General features: G+C 66.1%; 20 protein-coding genes. 15 read left to right on the plus strand and 5 right to left on the minus strand.

The window, feature by feature from the left end; genetic code table 11:
- Window positions 1-2 precede the first annotated feature (2 nt).
- The 8 genes from sdhA (at window position 3) to IB236_RS18830 (ending at window position 8,708) form a co-directional block, all read left to right on the plus strand.
- Entirely contained in the window at window positions 3-1,808 is a 1,806-nt protein-coding gene (sdhA, locus tag IB236_RS18795; protein WP_121942397.1) for a succinate dehydrogenase flavoprotein subunit, read from the plus strand.
- 25 nt (window positions 1,809-1,833) lie between these two features.
- Window positions 1,834-2,538: a succinate dehydrogenase iron-sulfur subunit gene (locus IB236_RS18800; RefSeq protein ID WP_056642496.1), complete on the plus strand. Its 705-nt coding sequence runs from the start codon at window positions 1,834-1,836 to the stop codon at window positions 2,536-2,538.
- A 25-nt stretch (window positions 2,539-2,563) separates the two neighbouring features.
- Entirely contained in the window at window positions 2,564-2,890 is a 327-nt protein-coding gene (locus IB236_RS18805) for a succinate dehydrogenase assembly factor 2 (protein WP_192421772.1), read from the plus strand.
- A gap of 59 nt (window positions 2,891-2,949) precedes the next feature.
- The gene (locus tag IB236_RS18810; RefSeq protein ID WP_056064903.1) at window positions 2,950-4,260 is read left to right on the plus strand and encodes a citrate synthase; all 1,311 of its coding nucleotides are present in this window, start codon (window positions 2,950-2,952) and stop codon (window positions 4,258-4,260) included.
- Between the two features lie 218 nt (window positions 4,261-4,478).
- Window positions 4,479-4,745, plus strand: a complete 267-nt coding sequence (locus IB236_RS18815) for a metal/formaldehyde-sensitive transcriptional repressor (RefSeq protein ID WP_056064906.1) — start codon at window positions 4,479-4,481, stop codon at window positions 4,743-4,745.
- A 46-nt stretch (window positions 4,746-4,791) separates the two neighbouring features.
- Window positions 4,792-5,907 (plus strand): S-(hydroxymethyl)glutathione dehydrogenase/class III alcohol dehydrogenase, encoded by a 1,116-nt coding sequence (locus IB236_RS18820; protein WP_192421773.1) that lies wholly within the window; start codon window positions 4,792-4,794, stop codon window positions 5,905-5,907.
- A 173-nt stretch (window positions 5,908-6,080) separates the two neighbouring features.
- A complete protein-coding gene (gene fghA / locus IB236_RS18825; protein WP_192421774.1) occupies window positions 6,081-6,953 on the plus strand; it encodes an S-formylglutathione hydrolase in 873 nt (290 codons plus the stop codon).
- Window positions 6,954-6,989: 36 nt separating this feature from the next.
- Window positions 6,990-8,708 (plus strand): phosphoethanolamine transferase, encoded by a 1,719-nt coding sequence (locus tag IB236_RS18830; RefSeq protein ID WP_192421775.1) that lies wholly within the window; start codon window positions 6,990-6,992, stop codon window positions 8,706-8,708.
- Window positions 8,709-8,757: 49 nt separating this feature from the next.
- On the opposite strand, the gene IB236_RS18835 is transcribed toward IB236_RS18830, so the two are convergent.
- Window positions 8,758-9,807 (minus strand): NAD(P)H-quinone oxidoreductase, encoded by a 1,050-nt coding sequence (locus IB236_RS18835; RefSeq protein ID WP_225581239.1) that lies wholly within the window; start codon window positions 9,805-9,807, stop codon window positions 8,758-8,760.
- A gap of 136 nt (window positions 9,808-9,943) precedes the next feature.
- Here IB236_RS18835 and IB236_RS18840 point away from each other — a divergent pair, with 136 nt between their 5' ends.
- The 3 genes from IB236_RS18840 to IB236_RS18850 all read left to right on the plus strand — a co-directional run bounded on the left by IB236_RS18840 (window position 9,944) and on the right by IB236_RS18850 (window position 12,437).
- Entirely contained in the window at window positions 9,944-10,813 is an 870-nt protein-coding gene (locus IB236_RS18840) for a LysR family transcriptional regulator (RefSeq protein ID WP_192421776.1), read from the plus strand.
- A 110-nt stretch (window positions 10,814-10,923) separates the two neighbouring features.
- Window positions 10,924-11,211 carry a GNAT family N-acetyltransferase gene (locus IB236_RS18845; RefSeq protein ID WP_108496985.1) on the plus strand — a complete coding sequence of 96 codons (288 nt, stop codon included), beginning with the start codon at window positions 10,924-10,926 and terminating at the stop codon, window positions 11,209-11,211.
- A gap of 185 nt (window positions 11,212-11,396) precedes the next feature.
- Window positions 11,397-12,437 (plus strand): DMT family transporter, encoded by a 1,041-nt coding sequence (locus IB236_RS18850; protein ID WP_192421777.1) that lies wholly within the window; start codon window positions 11,397-11,399, stop codon window positions 12,435-12,437.
- A 122-nt stretch (window positions 12,438-12,559) separates the two neighbouring features.
- Here the strand turns inward: IB236_RS18850 and IB236_RS18855 are convergent, their stop codons facing one another.
- A complete protein-coding gene (locus tag IB236_RS18855) occupies window positions 12,560-13,459 on the minus strand; it encodes a LysR family transcriptional regulator (RefSeq protein ID WP_056747007.1) in 900 nt (299 codons plus the stop codon).
- 89 nt (window positions 13,460-13,548) lie between these two features.
- Here IB236_RS18855 and IB236_RS18860 point away from each other — a divergent pair, with 89 nt between their 5' ends.
- Window positions 13,549-14,619, plus strand: a complete 1,071-nt coding sequence (locus IB236_RS18860; RefSeq protein WP_056747199.1) for a sodium-dependent bicarbonate transport family permease — start codon at window positions 13,549-13,551, stop codon at window positions 14,617-14,619.
- 61 nt (window positions 14,620-14,680) lie between these two features.
- Here the strand turns inward: IB236_RS18860 and IB236_RS18865 are convergent, their stop codons facing one another.
- Complete coding sequence (locus tag IB236_RS18865) at window positions 14,681-15,940, minus strand: PA0069 family radical SAM protein (protein WP_225581240.1); 1,260 nt, start codon at window positions 15,938-15,940, stop codon at window positions 14,681-14,683.
- Window positions 15,941-16,151: 211 nt separating this feature from the next.
- On the opposite strand from IB236_RS18865, the gene IB236_RS18870 reads away from it, so the two are divergent.
- Entirely contained in the window at window positions 16,152-17,354 is a 1,203-nt protein-coding gene (locus IB236_RS18870) for an ammonium transporter (RefSeq protein ID WP_192421778.1), read from the plus strand.
- A 148-nt stretch (window positions 17,355-17,502) separates the two neighbouring features.
- A complete protein-coding gene (locus IB236_RS18875) occupies window positions 17,503-19,440 on the plus strand; it encodes a phospholipase D family protein (protein ID WP_192421779.1) in 1,938 nt (645 codons plus the stop codon).
- 20 nt (window positions 19,441-19,460) lie between these two features.
- Here IB236_RS18875 and IB236_RS18880 read toward each other — a convergent pair whose 3' ends face one another.
- Window positions 19,461-20,438 (minus strand): tRNA-dihydrouridine synthase, encoded by a 978-nt coding sequence (locus IB236_RS18880; protein ID WP_146871502.1) that lies wholly within the window; start codon window positions 20,436-20,438, stop codon window positions 19,461-19,463.
- Between the two features lie 271 nt (window positions 20,439-20,709).
- Between IB236_RS18880 and IB236_RS18885 the strand changes: the two genes are divergently transcribed.
- Window positions 20,710-21,243 (plus strand): hypothetical protein, encoded by a 534-nt coding sequence (locus IB236_RS18885; protein ID WP_056064929.1) that lies wholly within the window; start codon window positions 20,710-20,712, stop codon window positions 21,241-21,243.
- A gap of 16 nt (window positions 21,244-21,259) precedes the next feature.
- Here IB236_RS18885 and IB236_RS18890 read toward each other — a convergent pair whose 3' ends face one another.
- Entirely contained in the window at window positions 21,260-22,426 is a 1,167-nt protein-coding gene (locus tag IB236_RS18890; protein ID WP_192421780.1) for a class I SAM-dependent methyltransferase, read from the minus strand.
- Window positions 22,427-22,433: the final 7 nt, after the last annotated feature.

The raw sequence follows: 22,433 nt of genomic DNA on the forward strand, positions 1-22,433 counted from the left end.
CAATGAGCTATACAAAAGCCAATATCACTAAGCGCAAGTTCGACGTTGTCATCGTCGGGGCCGGCGGCTCCGGCATGCGTGCCGCGCTTGAACTCTCCCGCGCAGGCCTGAACGTGGCCTCGCTGTCCAAGGTGTTCCCTACCCGCTCCCACACCGTGGCAGCACAAGGCGGCGTGAGCGCATCGCTGGGTAATATGTCCGAGGACAACTGGCACTACCACTTCTACGACACCATCAAGGGCTCTGACTGGCTGGGCGACCAGGATGCCATCGAGTTCATGTGCCGCGAAGCACCCAACGTGGTGTATGAGCTGGAACACTTCGGCATGCCGTTCGACCGCAACCCCGACGGCACGATCTACCAGCGCCCCTTTGGCGGCCACACCGCCAACTACGGTGAAAAGCCCGTGCAACGCGCCTGCGCTGCCGCTGACCGCACCGGCCACGCCATGCTGCACACGCTGTATCAGCAGAACGTGAAGGCCAAGACGAACTTCTTCGTGGAGTGGATGGCCCTGGACCTGATCCGCGACGCCGACGGCGACGTGGTGGGCGTGACCGCCATCGAGATGGAAACCGGCGACCTGTACATCCTGGAAGCCAAGACCGTGCTGCTGGCCACCGGTGGTGCCGGCCGCATCTTCGCCGCATCGACCAACGCCTTCATCAACACCGGTGACGGCCTGGGCATGGCCGCACGCGCGGGCATCCCGCTGCAGGACATGGAGTTCTGGCAGTTCCACCCCACCGGCGTGGCCGGCGCGGGTGTGCTGCTGACCGAAGGCTGCCGTGGCGAAGGTGCCATCCTGCTCAACAGCAACGGCGAGCGCTTCATGGAGCGCTATGCGCCCACACTGAAGGACCTGGCACCGCGCGATTTCGTGTCCCGCTCGATGGACCAGGAAATCAAGGAAGGTCGCGGCTGCGGCCCCAACAAGGACTACGTGCTGCTCAAGCTCGACCACCTGGGCGCAGACACCATCCACAAGCGCCTGCCCTCGGTGTACGAAATCGGCGTCAACTTCGCCAACGTGGACATCACCAAGGAACCGATCCCTGTGGTGCCCACCATCCACTATCAGATGGGTGGCGTGCCCACCAACATCAACGGCCAGGTCGTCACCCATGACGGCACCGGCAACAAGGTCGTCAATGGCCTGTACGCCGTCGGCGAATGCTCCTGCGTGAGCGTGCACGGCGCCAACCGCCTGGGCACCAACTCGCTGCTGGACCTGCTGGTGTTCGGCAAGGCCGCTGGCCGCCACATCGTCGAGTTCAACAACAAGAACAAGGAGCACAAGCCCCTGCCAGCCGATGCGGCCGACCGCACGCTGGAGCGCCTGAACCAGCTCGACCAATCCACGGGCGGCATCTATTCGCAAGCCCTGGCAGGCGACATCCGCTCGGCCATGCAGCAGCACGCCGGCGTGTTCCGCACCCAGGTCAGCATGGACGAAGGCGTCAAGAAGATCGCCGAACTGCGCAGCCGCGTGGCCGGCATCACCCTGCAGGACAAGTCCAAGGTGTTCAACACCGCACGCATCGAAGCGCTGGAAGTGGACAACCTGATCGAAGTGGCCCAGGCCACGATGGTGTCGGCCGCTGCCCGCAAGGAATGCCGTGGCGCCCATACGGTGTACGACTACGAACAGCCTGCCGACCACCCCACGGCACCGCTGGGCCGCAACGACGCCGAGTGGATGAAGCACACCCTCTGGCACAGCGCCGACAACAGCCTGACCTACAAGCCAGTGAACCTCAAGCCCCTGACGGTAGACAGCGTTCCCCCCAAGGTCCGGACGTTCTAAACAGTAGCCCCACGAGAGCAGAACCATGCAAAAGCGCACATTCCAAATCTACCGCTACGATCCGGACAAGGACGCCAAGCCCTACATGCAGACCATCGAGATCGAACTCGACGGTCACGAGCGCATGCTGCTGGACGCCCTGGTCAAGCTCAAGGAACAAGACCCCACGTTGTCGTTCCGCCGCTCCTGCCGCGAAGGCGTATGTGGCTCTGACGCCATGAACATCAATGGAAAGAACGGCCTGGCCTGCTTGACCAACATGAACACGCTCAAGGGTGTGATCACGCTCAAGCCATTGCCCGGCCTGCCCGTGATCCGCGACCTGATCGTGGACATGACGCAGTTCTTCAAGCAGTACAACTCGATCAAGCCCTACCTGATCAACGAAGGCCTGCTGCCCGAGAAAGAACGCCTGCAAAGCCCCGAAGAGCGCGACGAGCTCAACGGCCTGTACGAGTGCATTCTGTGCGCGAGCTGCTCCACCAGCTGCCCCAGCTTCTGGTGGAACCCTGACAAGTTCGTGGGCCCTGCCGGCTTGCTGCAGGCCTACCGCTTCATCGCCGACAGCCGCGACGATGCCACGGGCGAGCGCCTCGACAACCTCGAAGACCCGTACCGCCTGTTCCGCTGCCACACCATCATGAACTGTGTGGACGTGTGCCCCAAGGGCCTGAACCCCACCAAGGCGATTGGCAAGATCAAGGAACTGATGGTGCGCCGCGCCATCTGACCCTGCACCCTCCGAGCCACCGGCCATGCAATCACCGTCCACCATCTCCATCGCACCAGAGGCGGCCTCGCCGCTGCTGGACGAGCGTGAGTTGAGCAAGCTGCACTGGCGCTGCCGGCGCGGCCTGCTCGAGAACGATCTGTTCATCGAGCAGTTCTTCACCCGCTACGAGTCCACGTTGACCCAGCGCCACGCGCAAGGCATGCGTGCGCTGATGGATCTGGCGGACAACGACCTGCTGGACCTGCTGCTGCGGCGGCGAGAGCCCTCGGGCGAACAAGACACACAAGAAGCGCGTGAAGTGCTCGGCATGCTGAGACAAAGCGGTGGCGCCACGGCAGTGCATGCCTGACACCCAGCCCTCGCACCAAGACCGGATTCGTATCGGCAACCTACCCAAGGAAAGTAACAATGAAGCTAGCTGACAACAAAGCCACCCTGTCGTTCAGTAACGGCAGCCCCAGCGTGGACCTGCCGGTCTATCAGGGCAGTATCGGCCCGGACGTCATCGACATCCGCAAGCTGTATGCGCAGACGGGCATGTTCACCTATGACCCGGGCTTCCTGTCCACAGCAGCCACCCAGTCGGCCATCACCTACATCGATGGCGACAAGGGCGAGTTGCTGTACCGCGGCTACCCCATTGAGCAGTTGGCTGAGAACTGCGACTTCCTGGAAACCTGCCACCTGCTGCTGTACGGCGATCTGCCCAACGCAGCACAAAAGACCGACTTCACCAGCCGCGTGACCAACCACACCATGGTCAACGAGCAGATGCAGTTCTTCCTGCGTGGCTTCCGCCGCGACGCGCACCCCATGGCTGTGCTGACCGGTCTGGTGGGTGCCCTGTCGGCCTTCTACCACGACAGCACGGACATCAACAATCCGCAGCACCGCGAGATCGCCGCGATCCGCCTGATCGCCAAGATGCCCACGCTGGTCGCAATGGCCTACAAGTACGGCATGGGCCAGCCCTACATGTACCCGCAGAACCACCTGAGCTACGCAGGCAACTTCCTGCGCATGATGTTCGGTACCCCCTGCGAAGAGTACAAGGTCAACCCCGTGCTGGAACGCGCGCTGGACCGCATCTTCATCCTGCACGCTGACCACGAGCAGAACGCCTCGACCTCCACCGTGCGCCTGTGCGGCTCGTCGGGCACCAACCCGTTCGCCGCCATCGCCGCGGGCGTGGCCTGCCTCTGGGGCCCTGCCCACGGCGGCGCCAACGAAGCTGCACTGAACATGCTGTACGACATCCAGGCCCAAGGCGGCGTGGAAAAGATCGGCGACTTCATCAAGCAGGTCAAGGACAAGAACTCCGGCGTCAAGCTGATGGGCTTTGGCCACCGCGTGTACAAGAACTACGACCCCCGCGCCAAGCTCATGCAAGAGACTTGCAATGAAGTGCTGGCCGAGCTGGGCCTGGAAAACGACCCGCTGTTCAAGCTGGCCAAGGAACTGGAAAAGATCGCCCTGGAAGACGACTACTTCGTGCAGCGCAAGCTCTACCCGAACGTGGACTTCTACTCCGGCATCGTGCAGCGCGCCATCGGCATCCCAGTGAACCTGTTCACCGGCATCTTCAGCCTGGCCCGCACCGTGGGCTGGATTGCCCAGCTGAACGAAATGATCGGCGACCCCGAGTACAAGATCGGCCGCCCCCGCCAGCTGTTCACCGGCTCCGTGCGCCGCGACGTGCCTCCCCTGGCCAGCCGCTGATCGGTGCGGCGCACTGCGCCGCTCCCGCACCCCACAAAGCCCGCAGGCAGTGCCTGCGGGCTTTTTTCATGGCTCATCGAGAGGGGTTCACTGCCAATTTTCGAATACTCCCCCTGAGTAATAGCACTTTTAATGCCCGTAGCGCAATCAGCATATGTGCTTGTCTTTTATACTGCCACCCAGTACACCATAGTGAACGACCAGCCAGCCGCCTGCCCATGCCCCACACTGCGGAAGACAAACAACGCGCCATCACCCGGCTGCGCCGCATCAAGGGCCAGGCCGAGGCGCTGGAGCGCGCGGTGGAGGCAGGCAGTGACTGCGCCCCCATCCTGCAGCAGCTGGCGGCCATGCGTGGCGCCGTGCACGGACTGATGGCCGACCTGCTCGACAGCCATGTGCGCGAGACGCTGGCGGAAAAACCGGCCCCGTCCCAGCAAGCCATTGACGAAACGCTGGCGCTGCTTCGCTCCTACCTCAAATAGATCGCCCACCCGCATTCCCTACCCAATTGACCGAAAGGACCACCCCATGAAATCCCGCGCCGCCGTCGCCTTCAAAGCCGGAGAACCCCTGCAGATCGTCGAAATCGACGTGGCCCCCCCCAAGAAGGGCGAAGTGCTCATCAAGATCACCGACACCGGCGTATGCCACACCGACGCCTTCACCCTGAGCGGTGATGACCCCGAGGGCCTGTTCCCCGTGGTGCTGGGCCACGAAGGCGCGGGCATCGTGGTGGAAGTGGGCGAAGGCGTGACCAGCGTGAAGCCCGGCGACCACGTCATCCCGCTGTACACCGCCGAATGCGGCGAGTGCCTGTTCTGCAAGAGCGGCAAGACCAACCTGTGCGTGAGCGTGCGCGCCACGCAGGGCAAGGGCGTGATGCCCGACGGCACCACGCGCTTCAGCTACAACGGCCAGCCCATCTACCACTACATGGGCTGCAGCACGTTCAGCGAATACACCGTGGTGGCCGAGGTCTCGCTCGCCAAGGTCAACCCCAACGCCAACCCCGAGCAGGTCTGCCTGCTGGGCTGCGGCGTGACCACGGGCCTGGGCGCCGTGAAGAACACCGCCAAGGTGCAGGAAGGCGACACCGTGGCCGTGTTCGGCCTGGGCGGCATTGGCCTGGCCGTGATTCAGGGCGCCAAGCTGGCCAAGGCCGGGCGCATCATCGCCATCGATACCAACCCCTCCAAGTTCGACCTGGCACGCACCTTTGGCGCGACCGACTGCGTGAACCCCAAGGACTTCGACAAGCCCATCCAGCAGGTCATCGTGGAGATGACGACCTGGGGCGTGGACCACAGCTTTGAGTGCATCGGCAACGTGAACGTGATGCGCGCTGCGCTGGAATGCGCGCACCGGGGCTGGGGCCAGTCGGTCATCATCGGCGTGGCCGGTGCCGGGCAAGAGATCAGCACGCGCCCCTTCCAGCTCGTCACCGGCCGCAAGTGGATGGGGACGGCGTTTGGCGGCGTCAAGGGCCGCAGCGAACTGCCCGGCATGGTCGAAGACGCGATGGCCGGCAAGATCCAGCTCGCGCCATTCGTCACCCACACCATGGGCCTGAAGGACATCAACGAGGCGTTTGACCTGATGCACGAAGGCAAGTCCATCCGCTCGGTCGTCAAGTACGCTGCTTAACCCTGCACAGCGCCAGCGCCCACAGCCTCTGCGACCACAGGGCACTCTGGGTGCTGGCCCTGGCGGGCCATGACAAACGGCCTGGAGCCGGTTTTTAGGCTCCCTACCAGCGAAAACTGCCTCAAGCGCTACGAAATATTGCCTGAGCAGCTATCAATTCAAGAGCAAACACCATGACCACTCCCCTGGATCTGCTCAGCAGACACGCCTGTTTTGGCGGCGAGCAGCGCTTTTACCAACACACCTCCACCACCATCGGCCTGCCGATGAAGTGCTCGGTGTACCTGCCGCCCCAGGCACAACAGGGCCCTGTGCCCGCCGTGTTGTACCTGGCCGGGCTGACCTGCACCGAGGAGACCTTTGCCATCAAGGCCGGTGCCCAGCGCCTGGCCGCAGAACTGGGCCTGGCCCTGATCGCGCCCGACACCAGCCCGCGCGGCGAGGCCGTGTTGGCCCTGCCCGGCGCCACGGCCAGCTGGGACTTTGGCGTGGGCGCGGGCTTCTACCTCGACGCTACGCAGAGCCCCTGGAACACCCACTGGCGCATGGAGAGCTACCTGCTGCAAGAGCTGTTGCCCCTGGTGGGCCAGCACCTGCCCATCGACGGGCAGCGCCTGGGCATCTTCGGCCACAGCATGGGCGGGCACGGCGCGCTCACACTCGCCCTGCGCCACCCCGGCCGCTTCAAGACGGTGTCAGCCTTTGCGCCCATCTGCGCTCCCAGCCAGTGCCCCTGGGGCGAAAAGGCCTTCACCGGCTACCTGGGCCCCGACCGCACCACCTGGCTGGAGCACGATGCCACGGTGCTGATGCAGCACCAGCCCATCGCGCCCTACCCGGCGGGCATCCTCATCGACCAGGGGCTGGACGACAAATTCCTGGCCGACCAGCTGCACCCCCACCTGTTCGAGGCCGCGTGCCAGGCCATCGGCCAGCCGCTCACGCTGCGCCGGCATGCGGGTTACGACCACGGCTACTACTTTGTGCAGAGCTTTGTGGGCGCCCATTTGGCCCACCATGCGCGGGGACTTGGCGCCGGACATTAATGCGCGCTTAAGCAACTGGCAGCACACTAACGGGCTATGCTTTTGTCCCTGCGGCGCCTGCTGCCCTTTGCCTCGGCTTCACGCTCGGAGCCCCCCACCGCCTCCCCTGCACCCCGCCCCATGCATCCTGCATGGGTGGTGGTGCTGGTCAGCACCTGGCTGGCTACGGCCTGCAACGTGCCGCTGTGGCAAGAGGTGGCCCAGCTGCCCGGCCAGGGCAGCCTGCGCGGCTGGGGCTTTGCGCTGGCGTTTGCGCTCATCGTCGCGGCGGGCAACGCGGCGCTGCTGAGCCTGCTGGCCTGGCGCTGGACGCTCAAGCCCGCCGTGCTGGTGCTGGTGCTGATGGCCGCGTTTGGCGCGTACTTCATGCTGGCCTACGGCATCGCCATCGACGCGAGCATGCTGGTCAACGTGATGCAGACCGACGTGAAGGAAGCAGGCGACCTGCTCAACCTGCGCATGCTGGGCACCGTGCTCATCCTGGCCGTGCCGCCCCTGTTGTGGCTGTACCGCCGCCCCGTGCAGCGCCTGACCGCGTTGCGCCATGTGGCGCACAACGGCCTGCTGCTGGCAGGCTCCATCGCCGTCATCGTGGTGTGCCTGCTGCTGGTGTTCCAGGACTTTGCATCGACCATGCGCAACCACACCAAGCTGCGCTACCTGATCAACCCGCTCAACAGCGTGTACGCGCTGGGCAACATTGCCACCAAACCCCTGCGCATGGACACCAGCAAGATCCTGCCCCTGGGCCGTGACGCCCAGCTGGGCGCCAGCTACGCCAGCCAGGCCAAGCCCCCGCTGCTGGTGCTGGTGCTGGGCGAGACGGGCCGCAGCGGCAACTTTGGCCTGAACGGCTATGAGCGCGACACCACTCCACGCCTGTCAGCCCGCAAAGACCTGGTGAGTGCGCGCAATGCCTGGTCCTGCGGCACCAGCACCGCCGCGTCGGTGCCCTGCATGTATTCGCACCTGGGCCGCACAGGCTACGAAGGCCGCTCGGCCAACTACGAAAGCCTGATCGACGTGCTGCACCACGCCGGCCTTGCGGTGCTGTGGGTGGACAACCAGTCGGGCTGCAAGGGCGTGTGCGACCGCGTGGGCGAGACCATTACCAGCACCCAGAAAGACCCAGCGCTGTGCGCTGGCGGCGAGTGCCTGGACCGCGTGATGCTCAAGGACCTGGACGCCCAGATCGCCGCCCTGCCCGCCGAGCAGCGCCAGCGTGGCACGGTGGTGGTGATGCACCAGATGGGCAGCCACGGCCCCGCGTACTACAAGCGCTCCGCGCCCGAGAACAAGAAGTTTGGCCCCGAATGCACCTCCACTGCCTTGCAGGAATGCCAGCGCGAGCAGGTGGTCAACGCCTACGACAACAGCATCGTCGAGACCGACCATTTCCTCGATTCAGTGCTCCAGTGGCTGGGAGCGCAGGAACAACACGCCCAGACAGCTATGATTTACGTAGCAGACCATGGCGAGTCGCTGGGTGAGAACAACATCTACCTGCACGGCCTGCCCTACTCCATTGCCCCCGACGTGCAAAAACACGTACCCTGGATCACCTGGCTGTCACCCACCATGCAGGCGCGCACCCACCTCGCCACGGGCTGCCTGAAGCAAGACCTGGGCGAGCGACGCATCACGCACGACCACTACTTCCACTCGGTACTGGGCCTGATGGATGTGAAGACCGAGGCGTACAACACCGAGCTGGACATGTTTGCCGCGTGCCGCAAGCCGGCCGCAGCGGGCTGAGACGGGCCTAAAGCTGGGTGCTGGGCACTGGGCGCTACGCCCTGCCCGCTCAGCGCGCCTCGGGCAACAACAGAATCTTGCCGATGCTGGCGCCAGACTCCATGCGCCGATGGGCCTGTGCAGCATCGGCCAGTGCAAACGTGCTGTCGATCACCGGCCGGATCACTCCAGCGGCCAAGGCTGGCAGCCACTGCTGCGCAAACCGCTGGACCATGGCCTGCTTGACCTCGGGCGCGCGGGACTTCATCACGGTGCCAAAGATCTGCAGGTGGCGGTACAACACCACGTCCATGGGCAGTTCCGCCCCCTGCGCACCACCCAGCAGCCCCACCGACACCAGGCGCCCGCCGTCGGCCAGCGACCGCACGTTGCGCTGCAGGTACGGAGCCCCGATGAAGTCGATCACCACATCCACGCCCCGGCCCTGCGTGGCCTGCGCCACCACTGCCTGAAAGTCTTCGCTGCGGTAGTCGATGAACACATCAGCCCCGCAGCCCAGCACGGCGCCGCGCTTGTCGCCCCCGGCCGTGGCGAACACGCGCGCTCCCGCCGCATGGGCCAGTTGCACGGCGGCTGAACCCACGCCGCCCGCTGCGGCATGGATCAGCACCGACTCGCCCGCGTGCAGGCGCGCCAGGTGGAACAGCGCCTCGTGCGCCGTCACAAACACCTCGGCCACGGCGCCAGCGGCCACCAGGTCCATGCCCGCAGGCACCGGCATGGCCATGCGGTGGTCGATGCGCGACAGCTCGGCGTAGGCGCCGCCGCCCACGATGCCCATCACGCGGTCGCCCACGGCAAAGCCCTGCACCTCAGGCCCCATGGCGACCACGGTGCCCGCAATCTCCAGCCCCATGGTGTCGGCATCGCCAAAGTAGGCACGGCCGTAGGCCCCCTTGCGATGCAACAGGTCGGCCCGGTTGACGCCGATGGAGGCGTTGCGCACGAGCAGGTCGTGCGGGCGCACCTCGGGGACGGGGATCTCGCGCGCCACCATCACCTCGGGGCCGCCGAAGTCATCGAACACGACAGCTTGCATGGTGCGTGGGGTGGTTGCGGGCTGTTCGGTCGCAGGCAGTGCGGTTGTGGGTGTGGACATGCGGTTGCTCCTCAGGCATGGCTTTCAATGCCTGCAAGGATAGGGCTGTAAGCGGTGTTTTAAACGCAGCAATTTCGCTCTACAGCGATGCAAATTTGCATCACACTAGGCTTTCATCCGCAACCTCGGCACGACCATGAACTGGGACGACACCCGCATCTTTCTCGCCCTGACGCGAGCGCCCTCCTTACGCGCCGCTGCGCGCAGCCTGGGCGTAGACCAGGCCACCGTCGGGCGGCGGCTGAATGCGCTGGAGGCCGAACTGGGCGCCAAGCTCTTCCTGCGCGCCAAGGACGGCTACCTGCTCACCCCCGCAGGCGAGACAGCGCTGGTCGCCGCCCGCCGCATGGAAAGCGCGGCTCTGGACCTGCGCACCCGCATCGAGGGCCAGGACACCAGCCCGGGCGGCCTGGTGCGCGTGACCAGCACCGACTCCATCGCCATCGACCTGCTCATGCCCGCCATTGAGCGCCTGCAACAGCACTGGCCCCACATTCGCGTGGACCTGGAGGTGTCCACCCAGTTGCTCAGCCTCAGCCACCGCCAGGTGGACATCGCGTTCCGCAACGTGCGGCCCGAGGCGCCCGACCTGGTGGTGCGCCGCGTGGCGTCGTGGCCCGTGGGCCTGTTCGCCAGCGCGGGCTATGTCGAGCGTTTTGGCCTGCCCGTGCCCGAGGACGAACTGCGCGGCCACCACTTGGTGGCCTACGCGCCCTACCTGGAGCACAACGCGTTTCTCACCATGGCGGGCGTGCCTGCGCGCCAGGCCCGGATTGCGCTGGCCGTGCGCTCCAGCCTGTTGGTGCGCAAGGGCGTGGCGGCGGGCATTGGCCTGGGTGAAATGCCGGTGTGGATGGGGGCGCGCGAAGGCCTGGTGCGCATCTGGCCCGAGCGCCGCAGGGCGACCGACTACGAGGTCTGGCAAGTCATGCACCCCGACCTGCAACGCACGGCCCGGGTGCGCGCCACCGCAGAGTTTTTGTCCGAGGCATTCCAAGTCCAGTAGACGCCCCAAGCCGATGGAGCCCGCCCCGCCGGGCCGGGCCGCCACTGCAGCACCTGATGCACCTGATGCACCATACTCTGACGCAGACCCATACCCCCTTGCGCCCTAACATGCCACACACCATTCACCACCAGGAACAGGACGCCAAAGGTGCGTTCTACATCGAGCACAACGGCCAGCGCCTGGCCGAGATGACCTACAGCCGCACCAACGCCACGATGATCATCGTGGACCACACCGAGGTGGACCCATCGCTCAGCGGCCAGGGTGTGGGGCGCGCGCTGCTCGACGCACTGGTCCAATGGGCCAGGGCCACAGGCACCAAGGTGGTCCCGCTGTGCCCGTTTGCCAAGGCGCAGTTCGACAAGGACGCGTCTTTGCGGGACGTGCTGGTGTAAACAGGCCCGCTGACAGTGGTGCCCGCCGGGGGCGGTCCATTGCTGGTCACTGCGGGTCATGGCAAAGAACGCCCTTGCCTCTCGATGCGCGGCGCACCCCGCGCGCATCGGTGGTGGAGCGACTCCAGTCCTGTAGGCCCACAGCCGCTGAAGACGCCAGGCGCCTTCAGGTAGAAAATTCCGCCATGAATCAAAGCGTCATTTACGCCCTGGGCGCAGCGGTGCTGTTCGGCGCCAGCACCCCATTTGCCAAGCTGCTGACGGGCGACCTGCCACCGGTGCTGCTGGCAGGCCTTCTGTATCTGGGCAGCGGCCTGGGACTGGCCCTGGTGCGTGTGGTCCGCGATGGCGGGCTCAAGCCCTCTGGCATTCCCTTGAATGAATGGCCCTGGCTCCTGGGCGCCGTGCTGTTTGGAGGCGTGCTGGGGCCGGTGGCGCTGATGCTGGGACTGCACTCCACCAGCGGCGCCACGGCTTCGCTCTTGTTGAATCTGGAAGCGGTGCTGACCGCAGTCATTGCCTGGTGGGTGTTCAAAGAAAACGCCGACCGGCGCATCGTGGGGGGCATGCTTGCCATCGTGGCGGGAGGCATTGCCCTGGGCTGGCAGACCGGCTCTCCGTGGCAACCCGGCGGCACGGGCTCCTGGCTGGTGGGCCTGGCCTGCTTGTGCTGGGCCATCGACAACAACCTCACACGCAAGGTTTCTGCCTCCGACGCGCTCTTTGTTGCCAGCATCAAGGGCCTGATCGCGGGGTCGGTCAACACCACGCTGGCCATCAGCATGGGCGCCGCCTGGCCTTCGTGGGCCACACTGTCTGCAACGATGGCTGTCGGCCTTTTGGGATACGGACTGAGCCTTGTGCTGTTTGTGCTGGCCTTGCGAGGGCTCGGCACAGCCCGCACGGGAGCGTACTTCTCCACCGCGCCCTTCATGGGGGTGGTTGTGTCTTTGTTGGTGTTCTCGGAGCCAACCTCGTCGGTGTTCTGGATGGCCGCTGCGCTGATGGGCCTGGGCGTGTGGTTGCACCTCACGGAACACCACAGCCATGAGCACCAACACGAAGCGCTGGAACACGAGCACGAACACGAACATGACGAGCACCACCAGCACGCGCATGGCGTAGAGCATCTCGGCAGCGGCAAACACAGCCACCGACACACGCACCTGCCACTGAAGCACACGCATCCGCATTACCCGGACATCCACCATCGGCATGTCCATTGAGACCGAACACCCGCTTGTGGCGGCGCCGTCCCTTTGCAGGCAGCACGGCATTCGGCGTTAAGCGCCCTCCCCTACAGTCATCACCAAGGCCGCCGCAGTCGGCGAGCCCGCAGGGTGCGCAATCACCGCAGCGCCATCCAGCCCTCCACCTCCCCCACCAAATGCGCCCGGAACACCTCGGCAATCGGTGACAGCTGCTTGCCCTTGGGCCAGACCAGGTGCCACTGCGACTGGATGGGAAAGCCCTGCACGTTGAGCACGGCAAGCCCCTCGTGGTGCGGGCCCAGGGCGTGGTGAGAGACGATGGAAACGCCCAGCTGGCCCTCCACCGACTCCTTGATGGCCTCGTTGCTGCCCAGCTCCAGCAATGCGCTGGGCGCAAAACCCAGTTGGCGCAGGTGGGCGTCAGTGGCCATGCGGGTGCCGGAGCCTTTTTCGCGCAGGATGAAACGCTCCGTCTGCAATTGCGCGAGCTTGATGCGCTTTCTGGCGGCCAAGGGGTGGCCTGCGGGGGCGATGACAACCAGCGGGTTGGGCATGAGGATCTGGTCCTCCAGCGGCAAATCCGCAGGCGGCATGGACATGACGTAGAGGTCGTCCAGATTGCTGCGCAGGCGGGTGATGACGTGGTCGCGGTTGAGTACCTCCAGCGAGATATCGATCTGCGGGTGCAGCTTGCAGAAGCTGCCCAGCAGGCGGGGCACAAAGTATTTGGCGGTGCTGACCACGGCGACCTTGAGGCGCCCGCTGGTGAGGCCCTTGGCGCCCGACACACGCTGCTCGAACGCATCCCACTCGCCCGCAATGGCACGCGCAGTGCGGGCCAGGGCCTGTCCCGCCTCGGTCAGGTGTACACGGCGTGAGACCACCTCGTACAGCGGCAGGCCCACGGCCTGGGTCACCTCACGCAACTGCATGGAGGCCGTGGGCTGCGTGACATGCATGACCTTGGCGGCGGCGCTGACGCTGCCCGTCTCGGCCAGTGCCAGGAACAGCCGCAGCTGGCGAAAGGTAATGTTCATAGATTTTTATCTATAGATAACCGCATTCGAATCGATTTTACTTTGCAGCCACACATCCCTAGCATCGGCCCCCAACAAGGAGTTGAATGATGCAAAGCTTGCTGGACCCCGCGATTTTGTTTTTTGCCCTGGGAGTGTTTGCGGGCCTGGTCCGATCCAACCTGGAGATGCCGGCGGCGATCTCGAAGTTCTTGTCCATCTACCTGCTGATGGCGCTGGGCCTCAAGGGCGGGTTTGCCTTGGCGGCTTCAGGCCTGACACCCAGTGTGGCCAGCAGTCTGGGGCTGGCGGTGCTGCTGGCCGTGGTGGTGCCGCTGGTGGGCTATGCGCTGCTGCGGCGGGTGCTGTCGGGCTTCAACGCGGCGGCGGTCGCAGCCACCTACGGATCGGTCAGCGCCGTGACCTTTGTGACGGCCACGCAGTACCTGGAGTCACAGCACATTGCCTACGGCGGCTACATGGCGGCAGCCATGGCGCTGATGGAGTCGCCCGCCATCATCCTGGCGGTGATGCTGGCCAATGCGATGCGGCAGCGGCAGTCGGTGGCAGTCACCGCCCCAAGCCCCCTCCTGCGCGTGCCACCGGTGGTCGCCATGGCGTCGGCAGGGGGCCCCGCACTGGGTGGCGCAAGCGCAGGCGGCGCACCAGGCAAGCCGGGGCCTCACCTGTCGGTGGGCAAGATCCTGCACGAGTCGTTCACCGACGGCACCCAGTTGCTGCTGCTGGGCGCCATGGTGATCGGCATGGTGACTGGCGATGCCGGCAAGGCGGCCATGCAGCCGTTCTCGGGCGATCTGTTCAAGGGCATGCTGTGCCTGTTCTTGCTGGACATGGGCCTGTCCACGGCTCGCAACCTGCCTGCGGTGCGCAAGCAGTCGCCATGGCTGCTGGCTTACGCGGTGCTGGGGCCGCTGACGCACGCCAGCCTGGCCCTGGCGCTGGCCTGGCTGCTGCAGGTGCCCACGGGGGACGCCGTGCTGCTCATGGTGCTGGCCGCCAGCGCGTCCTACATCGCGGTGCCTGCCGTGGTGCGCTATGCCATCCCCGAAGCCGACCCGTCGCTGTACGTGAGCCTCTCGCTGGGGGTGACGTTTCCGCTGAACATCCTGGTGGGTATTCCGCTGTACACCCAGATAGTGCAGCGGGTGTGGGGGGGCTGACGAGGCAACGCATTGCGGCCTGCGGCGCGCAGTGCAAAGTGCACGGAGGCGGGCACGGGATCTAGAAGAGGCTCCCCTGCCCTGCCAGCAGCCCCGGCCTGAACTGGCCCAGGTCCAGACCCTCGCGCTCGCGGTTGAGCCCCAGGCGGCGGCAGGTGTTGGCAAATCGCTGGCGCAGCAGGTCGGCCCAGAGCCCGCTGCCCTTCATGCGGGTAGCAAAGTCGCTGTCATAGGTCTTGCCAGCCGCGCGCTGGGCCCCGGTCAGGGGGTGCAGGTCTTGCACCCGGGCCATGACGCGCGCTGCGCGCTGCGGGTAGTGCACGGCGAGCCACTCTCGAAACAACGCATCCAGCTCCCACGGTAGCCGCAGCACCGTGTAGAACGCGGTGCGCGCACCGGCGTCGCGTGCGGCCTCCAGTACCTGCTCCATGTCTTCGGTGATGAACGGGATCTGGGGCGCCACGCTCACGCCCACGGGCACACCCGCCTCGGCCAATGCACGGATGGTGCGCAGCCGCCGGTGGGGCGCGGCGGCGCGGGGTTCCATGCGGCGAGCCAGCGCAGCGTCGAGTGTGGTGATGGTGATGTACACCGCCGCCAAGCGCTGCGCTGCCAGCGGGGCGAGCAGGTCCAGGTCGCGCTCCACGCCGCTGGATTTGGTGATCAGCGAAAACGGGTGGCGCGCCTCGCGCATCACTTCGATCACGCTGCGCGTGAGCTTCAGGTCGCGCTCCACGGGCTGGTAGCAGTCGGTGGCGGAGCCGATGTTGAGCAAACGCGGCACGTAACGCGGCTGCGCAAGCTCTTGACGCAACACCTGCGCCACGTTGTGCTTGGCCACGATCTGCGTTTCAAAGTCGAGCCCGGGCGAAAAATTGAGGTAGCTGTGTGTGGGCCGGGCGTAGCAGTAGATGCAGCCGTGCTCGCAGCCCCGGTAGGGGTTCACCGAGAGTTCAAAAAAGATATCGGGCGAGTCGTTGGCACACAGGGCACTGCGTGCCGTTTCGAAATGCACGCGGGTGGCGGGTGAGGGGCTGGCGCAGGCTCCCTCGTCGCCCCCGCCCCATGCATCACCCTCTTCAGCCCCCCCGCCGTTCGGGTTGCCATCCTGAGCCGTACCCGTGCCACCCTGCTCCACGCCCTCGGCCCTGCCAAGGGCGCGCGGATGGTTCCACCCATCATCCGCACGTTCGCGCTGGTCTTTGGCAAAGCGGTGGGCCATGGCCGTGGCGGCACCGCGCCCGCGGATGGCCTGCAGCGGAATCCGGATGTCCTGCGGCTGTGCAGGCAGGTCGTCGTCGGGAGGGACAAGTGAACTCATGGCCATCGAGTGGTGGAGCAGCATGCACAATAAAACTGTTTATTTATACAGTATTTATCCACCACCTACAAGCCTACCCCTCTGGCAAAGCCCCAATTCGGTGCAAAGCCTTGCACCAACTCCTGGCGCACTTCTTGCTTCAACTTGGTGCAAATCTGTGGCGTCGGATGAAAACGCACCAGAGTCGATCAATCACTATCGCGAGGACGTTATGGAAGCACTCAAACAGGGCACAGATGCCTTGTTCATCTTGCTCGGGGCGATCATGGTATTGGCCATGCACGCCGGGTTTGCTTTTCTGGAGCTGGGCACAGTCCGCAAAAAGAACCAGGTGAATGCGCTGGTCAAGATCCTGGTGGACTTTTCGGTGTCCACGGTGGTCTATTTTGTGGTCGGCTACACAGTGGCCTACGGCACGCATTTCTTCATCAGTGCCGAATCGCTGGTGCAGCAAAGCGGCTATGCGCTGGTCAAGTTCTTCTTCTTGCTCACGTTTGCGGCAGCCATTCCAGCCATTGTGTCGGGCGGCATCGCGGAGCGCGCCAAGTTTTGGCCGCAACTGCTGGCAACAGCAGTCATCGTGGGCTTTGTGTACCCGTTTTTTGAGGGTATTGCCTGGAACCAGCATTTTGGTGTGCAGGGCTGGATCAAGGCGCTGACGGGCGAAGAGTTCCACGACTTTGCGGGCTCGGTGGTGGTGCACGCCATGGGCGGCTGGATTGCGTTGCCGGCGGTGATCCTGCTGGGCTCTCGCGCCAACCGCTACCGCAAGGACGGTGCGATATCGGCCCACCCGCCGTCCAACATCCCCTTCCTGGCGCTGGGCGCCTGGGTGCTGGTGGTGGGCTGGTTCGGCTTCAATGTGATGAGCGCGCAGACCGTGGACAAGCTTTCGGGCCTCGTCGCTGTGAACTCGCTGATGGCCATGGTGGGCGGCACGCTGGCCGCCCTGGTGCTGGGCAAGAACGACCCCGGCTTTGTGCACAACGGCCCGCTGGCGGGTCTGGTGGCCGTGTGTGCGGGCTCGGACCTCATGCACCCGCTGGGTGCGCTGGTGGTCGGCGCGGTGGCCGGGGCCATTTTTGTGCTGATGTTCACCCTGACGCAAAACAAATGGAAGATCGACGACGTGCTGGGCGTATGGCCGCTGCACGGGCTGTGCGGCACCTGGGGCGGACTGGCTGCGGGTATCTTTGGCAGCAAGGCGTTGGGCGGGCTGGGCGGGGTCAGCCTGTCGGCTCAGCTCATCGGCACGGGCCTGGGCGTGCTTTGGGCCCTGGTTGGCGGCGTGGTGGTGTACGGCATCCTCAAGCAGACGGTGGGCATCCGCCTGACACAGGAAGAAGAGTTTGACGGCGCCGACCTGAGCATCCACAAGATCAGCGCCACGCCCGACCGCGAAGTGAGCTGGTAGCCAGCCCAACCGGCGGCGGCCCGGGCCCGGCACCACGCCTGGTGCAAGGCCCAGCCGTCGCCTTGGCGCCCCGTCTGACATCGCCTGGGCCGGCGCACGGCTATACCTGAGCCCTGCGCCCCAGCGGCTCCACGGTCACAATCGTGCCATGTTGTCTTTGCCCTCCTTGTCCTTGACCCTGCCCCTGCGGGCCCGCCCCGGCTGGCGGGGCATGGCGCTGGTGGTGGTTGCCATGGCCCTTGCCGGTTGTGCGGGCCTGCCCAAGGATGTGGACCGCCCGGTGTCGGCAGCCTGGTCGGCCCCTGGCGATACCCCCCTGGGCCAGTTGGTAGCAGCACGCAGGGTCGCCGAAGGGGCTCGGCACGCTTCGGGGTTTGCGCTGCTCAGCGGCCCGCAAGCCGCCTACAGCAGCCGCTTGGCACTGGTGGACGCCGCACAGAAAACCCTGGACCTGCAGTACTACGCGATTCACGCAGACGCCAGCAGCGAACGCCTGCTGCTCAGCGTGATGGCAGCAGCCCAGCGCGGCGTGCGGGTGCGCGTGCTGCTGGACGACTTCCACAGCACCGGGCGCGATGCGCAGGTGATGCGGCTGGCGTTTGTGCCCAACATCGAGATGCGCATGTTCAACCCCCTCACGGGCGCAAGGGGGTCTCCCATTGGCCGCATGCTGGGCCTGCTGGGCGACTTCTCGCGCGTGCAGCAGCGCATGCACAACAAGCTGTTCATTGCTGACAACGCCATGGCAGTGACCGGGGGCCGCAACCTGGGTGACGCCTATTTCGGCAATGCCGACTCGGGTAACTTTGTGGACCTGGACGTGCTGGCTGCAGGCCCCATCGTGCGGGACCTGTCGCGCAGCTTTGACAGCTACTGGAACAACGAACGCGCCTACCCGGTGCAGTCGCTCATCACACAGGGCGAGCTTGACCACCTGCGCGACAGCATCCGTGTGGCTGACGAAGGGCGAAGACGCCGTGTCGCAGGCCAGGGTGGCACCACCGCCCCAGACCGCCTGCCGCCCGACATGGGGCCAGGCACCACCGCTGCGCAGCGGGCACGCATCTGGAACTACGAGCCCATGGACCTGGAGCGCACGCCCTTCGTCTGGGCTGCGGCGGCCGTGCTGGTGGACCAGCCTGCCAAGATCCCGGCCGACAGCGCAGGGATGGGCAATGGGGCTGCTCTGGCCTTGGCAGCACCGCCGCCGGGCCCAGGCGCCAGCGCAGCCGCAGGGGCGACGCATAGCCCCAAGGCCGCTGCTGCCGCCTTGGTCTCGGGGTCCCGCACGATACCGGCGGCTGACAGCGCGGCAGCCTCCCCACCCCGCGTGCTGCCGACGGCCGATAGCGCCACCGCATCTTCCAACGGCGCGCCACCCGACAGCCCCCGCGCAAGCCCCGAAGCCACCGAGGCCCAAACCGACACCGTGGTGGATGGGCTGTTGCAGCTCATGGGCCAAGCGCGGCGCGACCTGCTCATCATCTCGCCCTACTTTGTGCCGGGGCCGGACATGGAGTCCGCCTTTGCGGCGGCGAGGGCGCGCGGCGTGCGGGTGCGAGTGCTGACCAATTCGCTGGCCTCCAACGACGCGCCCATTGCGCATGCCGGCTATGCCCGCCACCGGCCGCAGCTGCTTGCCATGGGGGTGGAGCTGTACGAGATGCACAGCGAACTGCCAGGGGTGCTGCGGGGAGCGCTGGGCGTATCGGGCAGCATGGGCGGCGGCGCGGGTGCCGTGGGTTCGCAAGGCAGCTCGCGCGCCATGCTGCACTCCAAGCTGATGATCGTGGACGGCCGACTGCTGGCAGTGGGGTCGATGAACCTGGACATGCGCTCGCAGCGGCAGAACACCGAGGTGGCGCTGCTGATCCGCAGCACGGAGCTGTCTCGCCGGGCCCTCACTCAGATCGACACGGCGCTGAAAGAATCCGCGTGGCAGGTGCAGGCCACCGACCAGGGCCTGCGCTGGCGCGCCCCTGAGGGCAGCGGGCTGCCAGACGCCACGACCGAGCCCGACGCCAGTGCCCCGCTGCGGCTGATGCTGCAGCTGCTGGGCCCCCTGGCGCCCGACCACCTGCTGTAGCGGCGTCGTGAGAACCTGTCCTAAGCGCCGTGGGCGCTCTGGGCTTGCGCCTGCAAGTCCACCACCCACGCGGTGATCGCCCGCTGGTCCGTCATGGTGCGCACATGCTGGTACGCCACCTCGGCCTCGGCAAACCGGCGGCGCAACAGGTTAAGCCATTGCTTAAGGCGCCCCGCGCGCTGGCGCGGCTCCAGGTCGTCGCACACCAGCTGCCAGAAGGCGGCCAGGTGTGGCACCAGATCGGCCCACACCACGGTGTCCGTGTCCGGCCGCCCAGCATCGGCAGCGCGAATGGCGCGTGCAAGACCGGGGTCCGCCACGATGCCTCGGCCCAGCATCAGCGCGTCGCAGCCCGACACCTCACGGCAGCGCTGCGCGTCGGCCACCGTCCAGATCTCGCCATTGGCCACCACCGGGATGGAGACCGCCGCGCGGATGGTGGGGATGTGCTCCCAGTAGGCCGGTGGGCGGTAGCCGTCGGCCTTGGTGCGCGCGTGCACCACCAGCTCGGCAGCGCCCCCTGCCTGCATGGCCTGGGCACATTCACGCATCAGGTGGATGTCGTTGAACCCGAGGCGCATCTTGGCCGACACCGGCAGGTGCGCCGGCACGGCGCGGCGCACCGCAGCCACTACGGCCGTAATGCGCTCAGGCTCCTGCAGCAGTGCCGCGCCACCGCCGTGGCGGTTGACCACCTTAGCGGGGCAGCCGAAGTTCAGGTCGATCCCCTCGGGGCCCAGCGCCGCCAGGCGCGCGGCGTTCTCGGCCATGCTGACCGGGTCGGAGCCCAGCAACTGGGCCCGCACGGGCACCCCGGCCAAGGTACGGCTGCCGTTGCGCAGCTCGGGCACGTAGCGCAGGAACACCTTGTCGGGCAGCAGGGTGCCGGTGATGCGGATGAACTCCGACACGCAGCGGTCCACGCCGCCCACGCGGGTCAGCACGTCGCGCAGCACAAAATCCAGAAGCCCCTCCATCGGGGCGAGCAGCAAGGTCATCTCAGGGGGACTGCTGGCTCGGTGAGCCCTCTCCGAAAAAAAGAGCCTCCACAGGCACTCAGCAGCGAAAATCAAACAAAAACAGCACCAAGCGCTAGTGCAATATGCCCAAGCAGCTATCAAATAAGGAGCAATTGCGCAGGCATGCGGCGCTTGAGGCAGCGCCAGCCAGCCCACGATTGTGATGCAGGACATCCCAAGGGGTCATCACGGCGTCACGCCCGGCTGGTGGAATCGTCGCTCCAGAGACCGACCGCCACGGAGACACCCCATGCTGCTGCAAAAAACCGACAAAGCCCGCCTGGAACTCTCCCCTGGCGTGCGCACCCTGAGCCTGCGCGAACGCTCCCTGCTCCTGCTGGCCGACGGCAAACCGCTGTCAGACCTGCAAGCCATGTACAACGGCATTGGCGCGCAGATTGTCGAGAACCTGATGCGCCAGGGCTACCTGACCGGGCCGGCAGACCTGCCGCCCACGCCGGAGCCCACAGCACCGTCGATCGAGCGCCCGGCACCGGGTGAGTCCCTGCGGTCGCTGGCCGGTGCGCGCATGTACCTGTTTGACACCTGCGAGCGCCTGTTTGCGCGCCGCGACCCTGTGCTGGCACAGCATTTCCGCGAGGCGCTGCGCGCCGCCAAGGACCGCACCAGCATGCTGGACGTGGGCGAAGCCATGTTTGAAGAAGTGGCACTCGCTGCAGGCGCCGAGCGTGCCGCCAGCCTGCGTGAGCGGCTGGACCAGTTGCTGCCCGCAAGCCCGGTGGCTGAAAACTTTGCCACTACGCAGCCTGCGCTGCTGGATTGAGCCGGTCTGTGCGGGTTCAGGCCGCAGCAAGCCGCCACAGAGACGTGACCTCGGCCGCACGCGCAGCGTGCAGCGCATCCTGCGCGTCGGCAGCCTTGGCATGCACCGGCTTCACATCATGGCGGCCACGCACCACCAGGCCCGCCTCGGCAATCCAGGCCAGCAGATGTTCGCGCGGGCGCAGGCCCAGGTGTTCGGCCAAGTCCGACAGGATCAGCCAGCCCTCGCCGCCGGGCTCCAGGTGTGCCGCCAAACCTGCCAGAAAGCCCTTGAGCATGCGGCTGCCTTCGTCGTACACGGCGTGTTCGATGGGCGAGTTGGCGCGCGCCGGCACCCAGGGGGGGTTGCACACCACCAGCGGCGACCGGCCCGGTGGAAACAGGTCCGCTTGCTGCAACTCGACACGGTCGAGCAGCTGCAGGCGCTGCAGGTTCTCGCGCGCACAGGCCAGTGCCCGGGGATCCTGGTCGGTGGCCACCACGCGCTGCACGCCACGGCGCGCCAGCACGGCCGACAACACCCCCGTGCCCACGCCAATATCAAACGCCAGGGCCTTGCTGGGCAAAGGTGCTGCTGCCACCAGCCCCACGTATTCGCCACGCACCGGCGAGAACACACCATAGTGCGGGTGAATGCGGTTGAGCGGCGGGGCACCCAGCGCAGGGATTTCGACCCCTTTCTTGCGCCATTCATGCGCGCCCACCAGCCCCAGCAGCTCGCGCAGCGTGGCCACCGAGCGCTCGCCGGTCGCAGGCCCCCAGGCCTCTGTGCAGGCCTGGCGCCAGTCGGGCGCGCGACGCAGCGCAATGCTGTAGTCCCCCTCCAGCGGGATCAGCACCGACGCCAGCACCCGCGCGCGCTGCGCTTGTGCCTGGCGGTGCAGGTGAAACGCTTCGGCCGCCGTGGCCGCCGCCAGTTTCTGGGACGCCCTTGCAGCCGCCTTGCGGGGCTTCTTGTCGGCCCGGCGCATCAGCGCTTGCAGCAGGTGCCGCGCGTTCTGGAAATCACCCTGCCACAGCAACCCCGTCCCCTCACAGGCCATGCGGTAAGCCGTGTCGGCGGCCAGCGTGTCGTCAGCCCCCTCTACCCGGCGCGGCGCGGAGGCGCCACTCTCGGAGCGCCACAGGGCTTGCTGGGGCTGGCCCTGGTGGGTCCAGTGGATGGTGGGAGGATTTGTTGGCATCAGAGTC

Origin of the sequence: Acidovorax sp. ACV02 (genome assembly GCF_014851475.1) — a bacterium.
In the GTDB taxonomy this organism is placed as follows: domain Bacteria; phylum Pseudomonadota; class Gammaproteobacteria; order Burkholderiales; family Burkholderiaceae_C; genus Acidovorax; species Acidovorax delafieldii.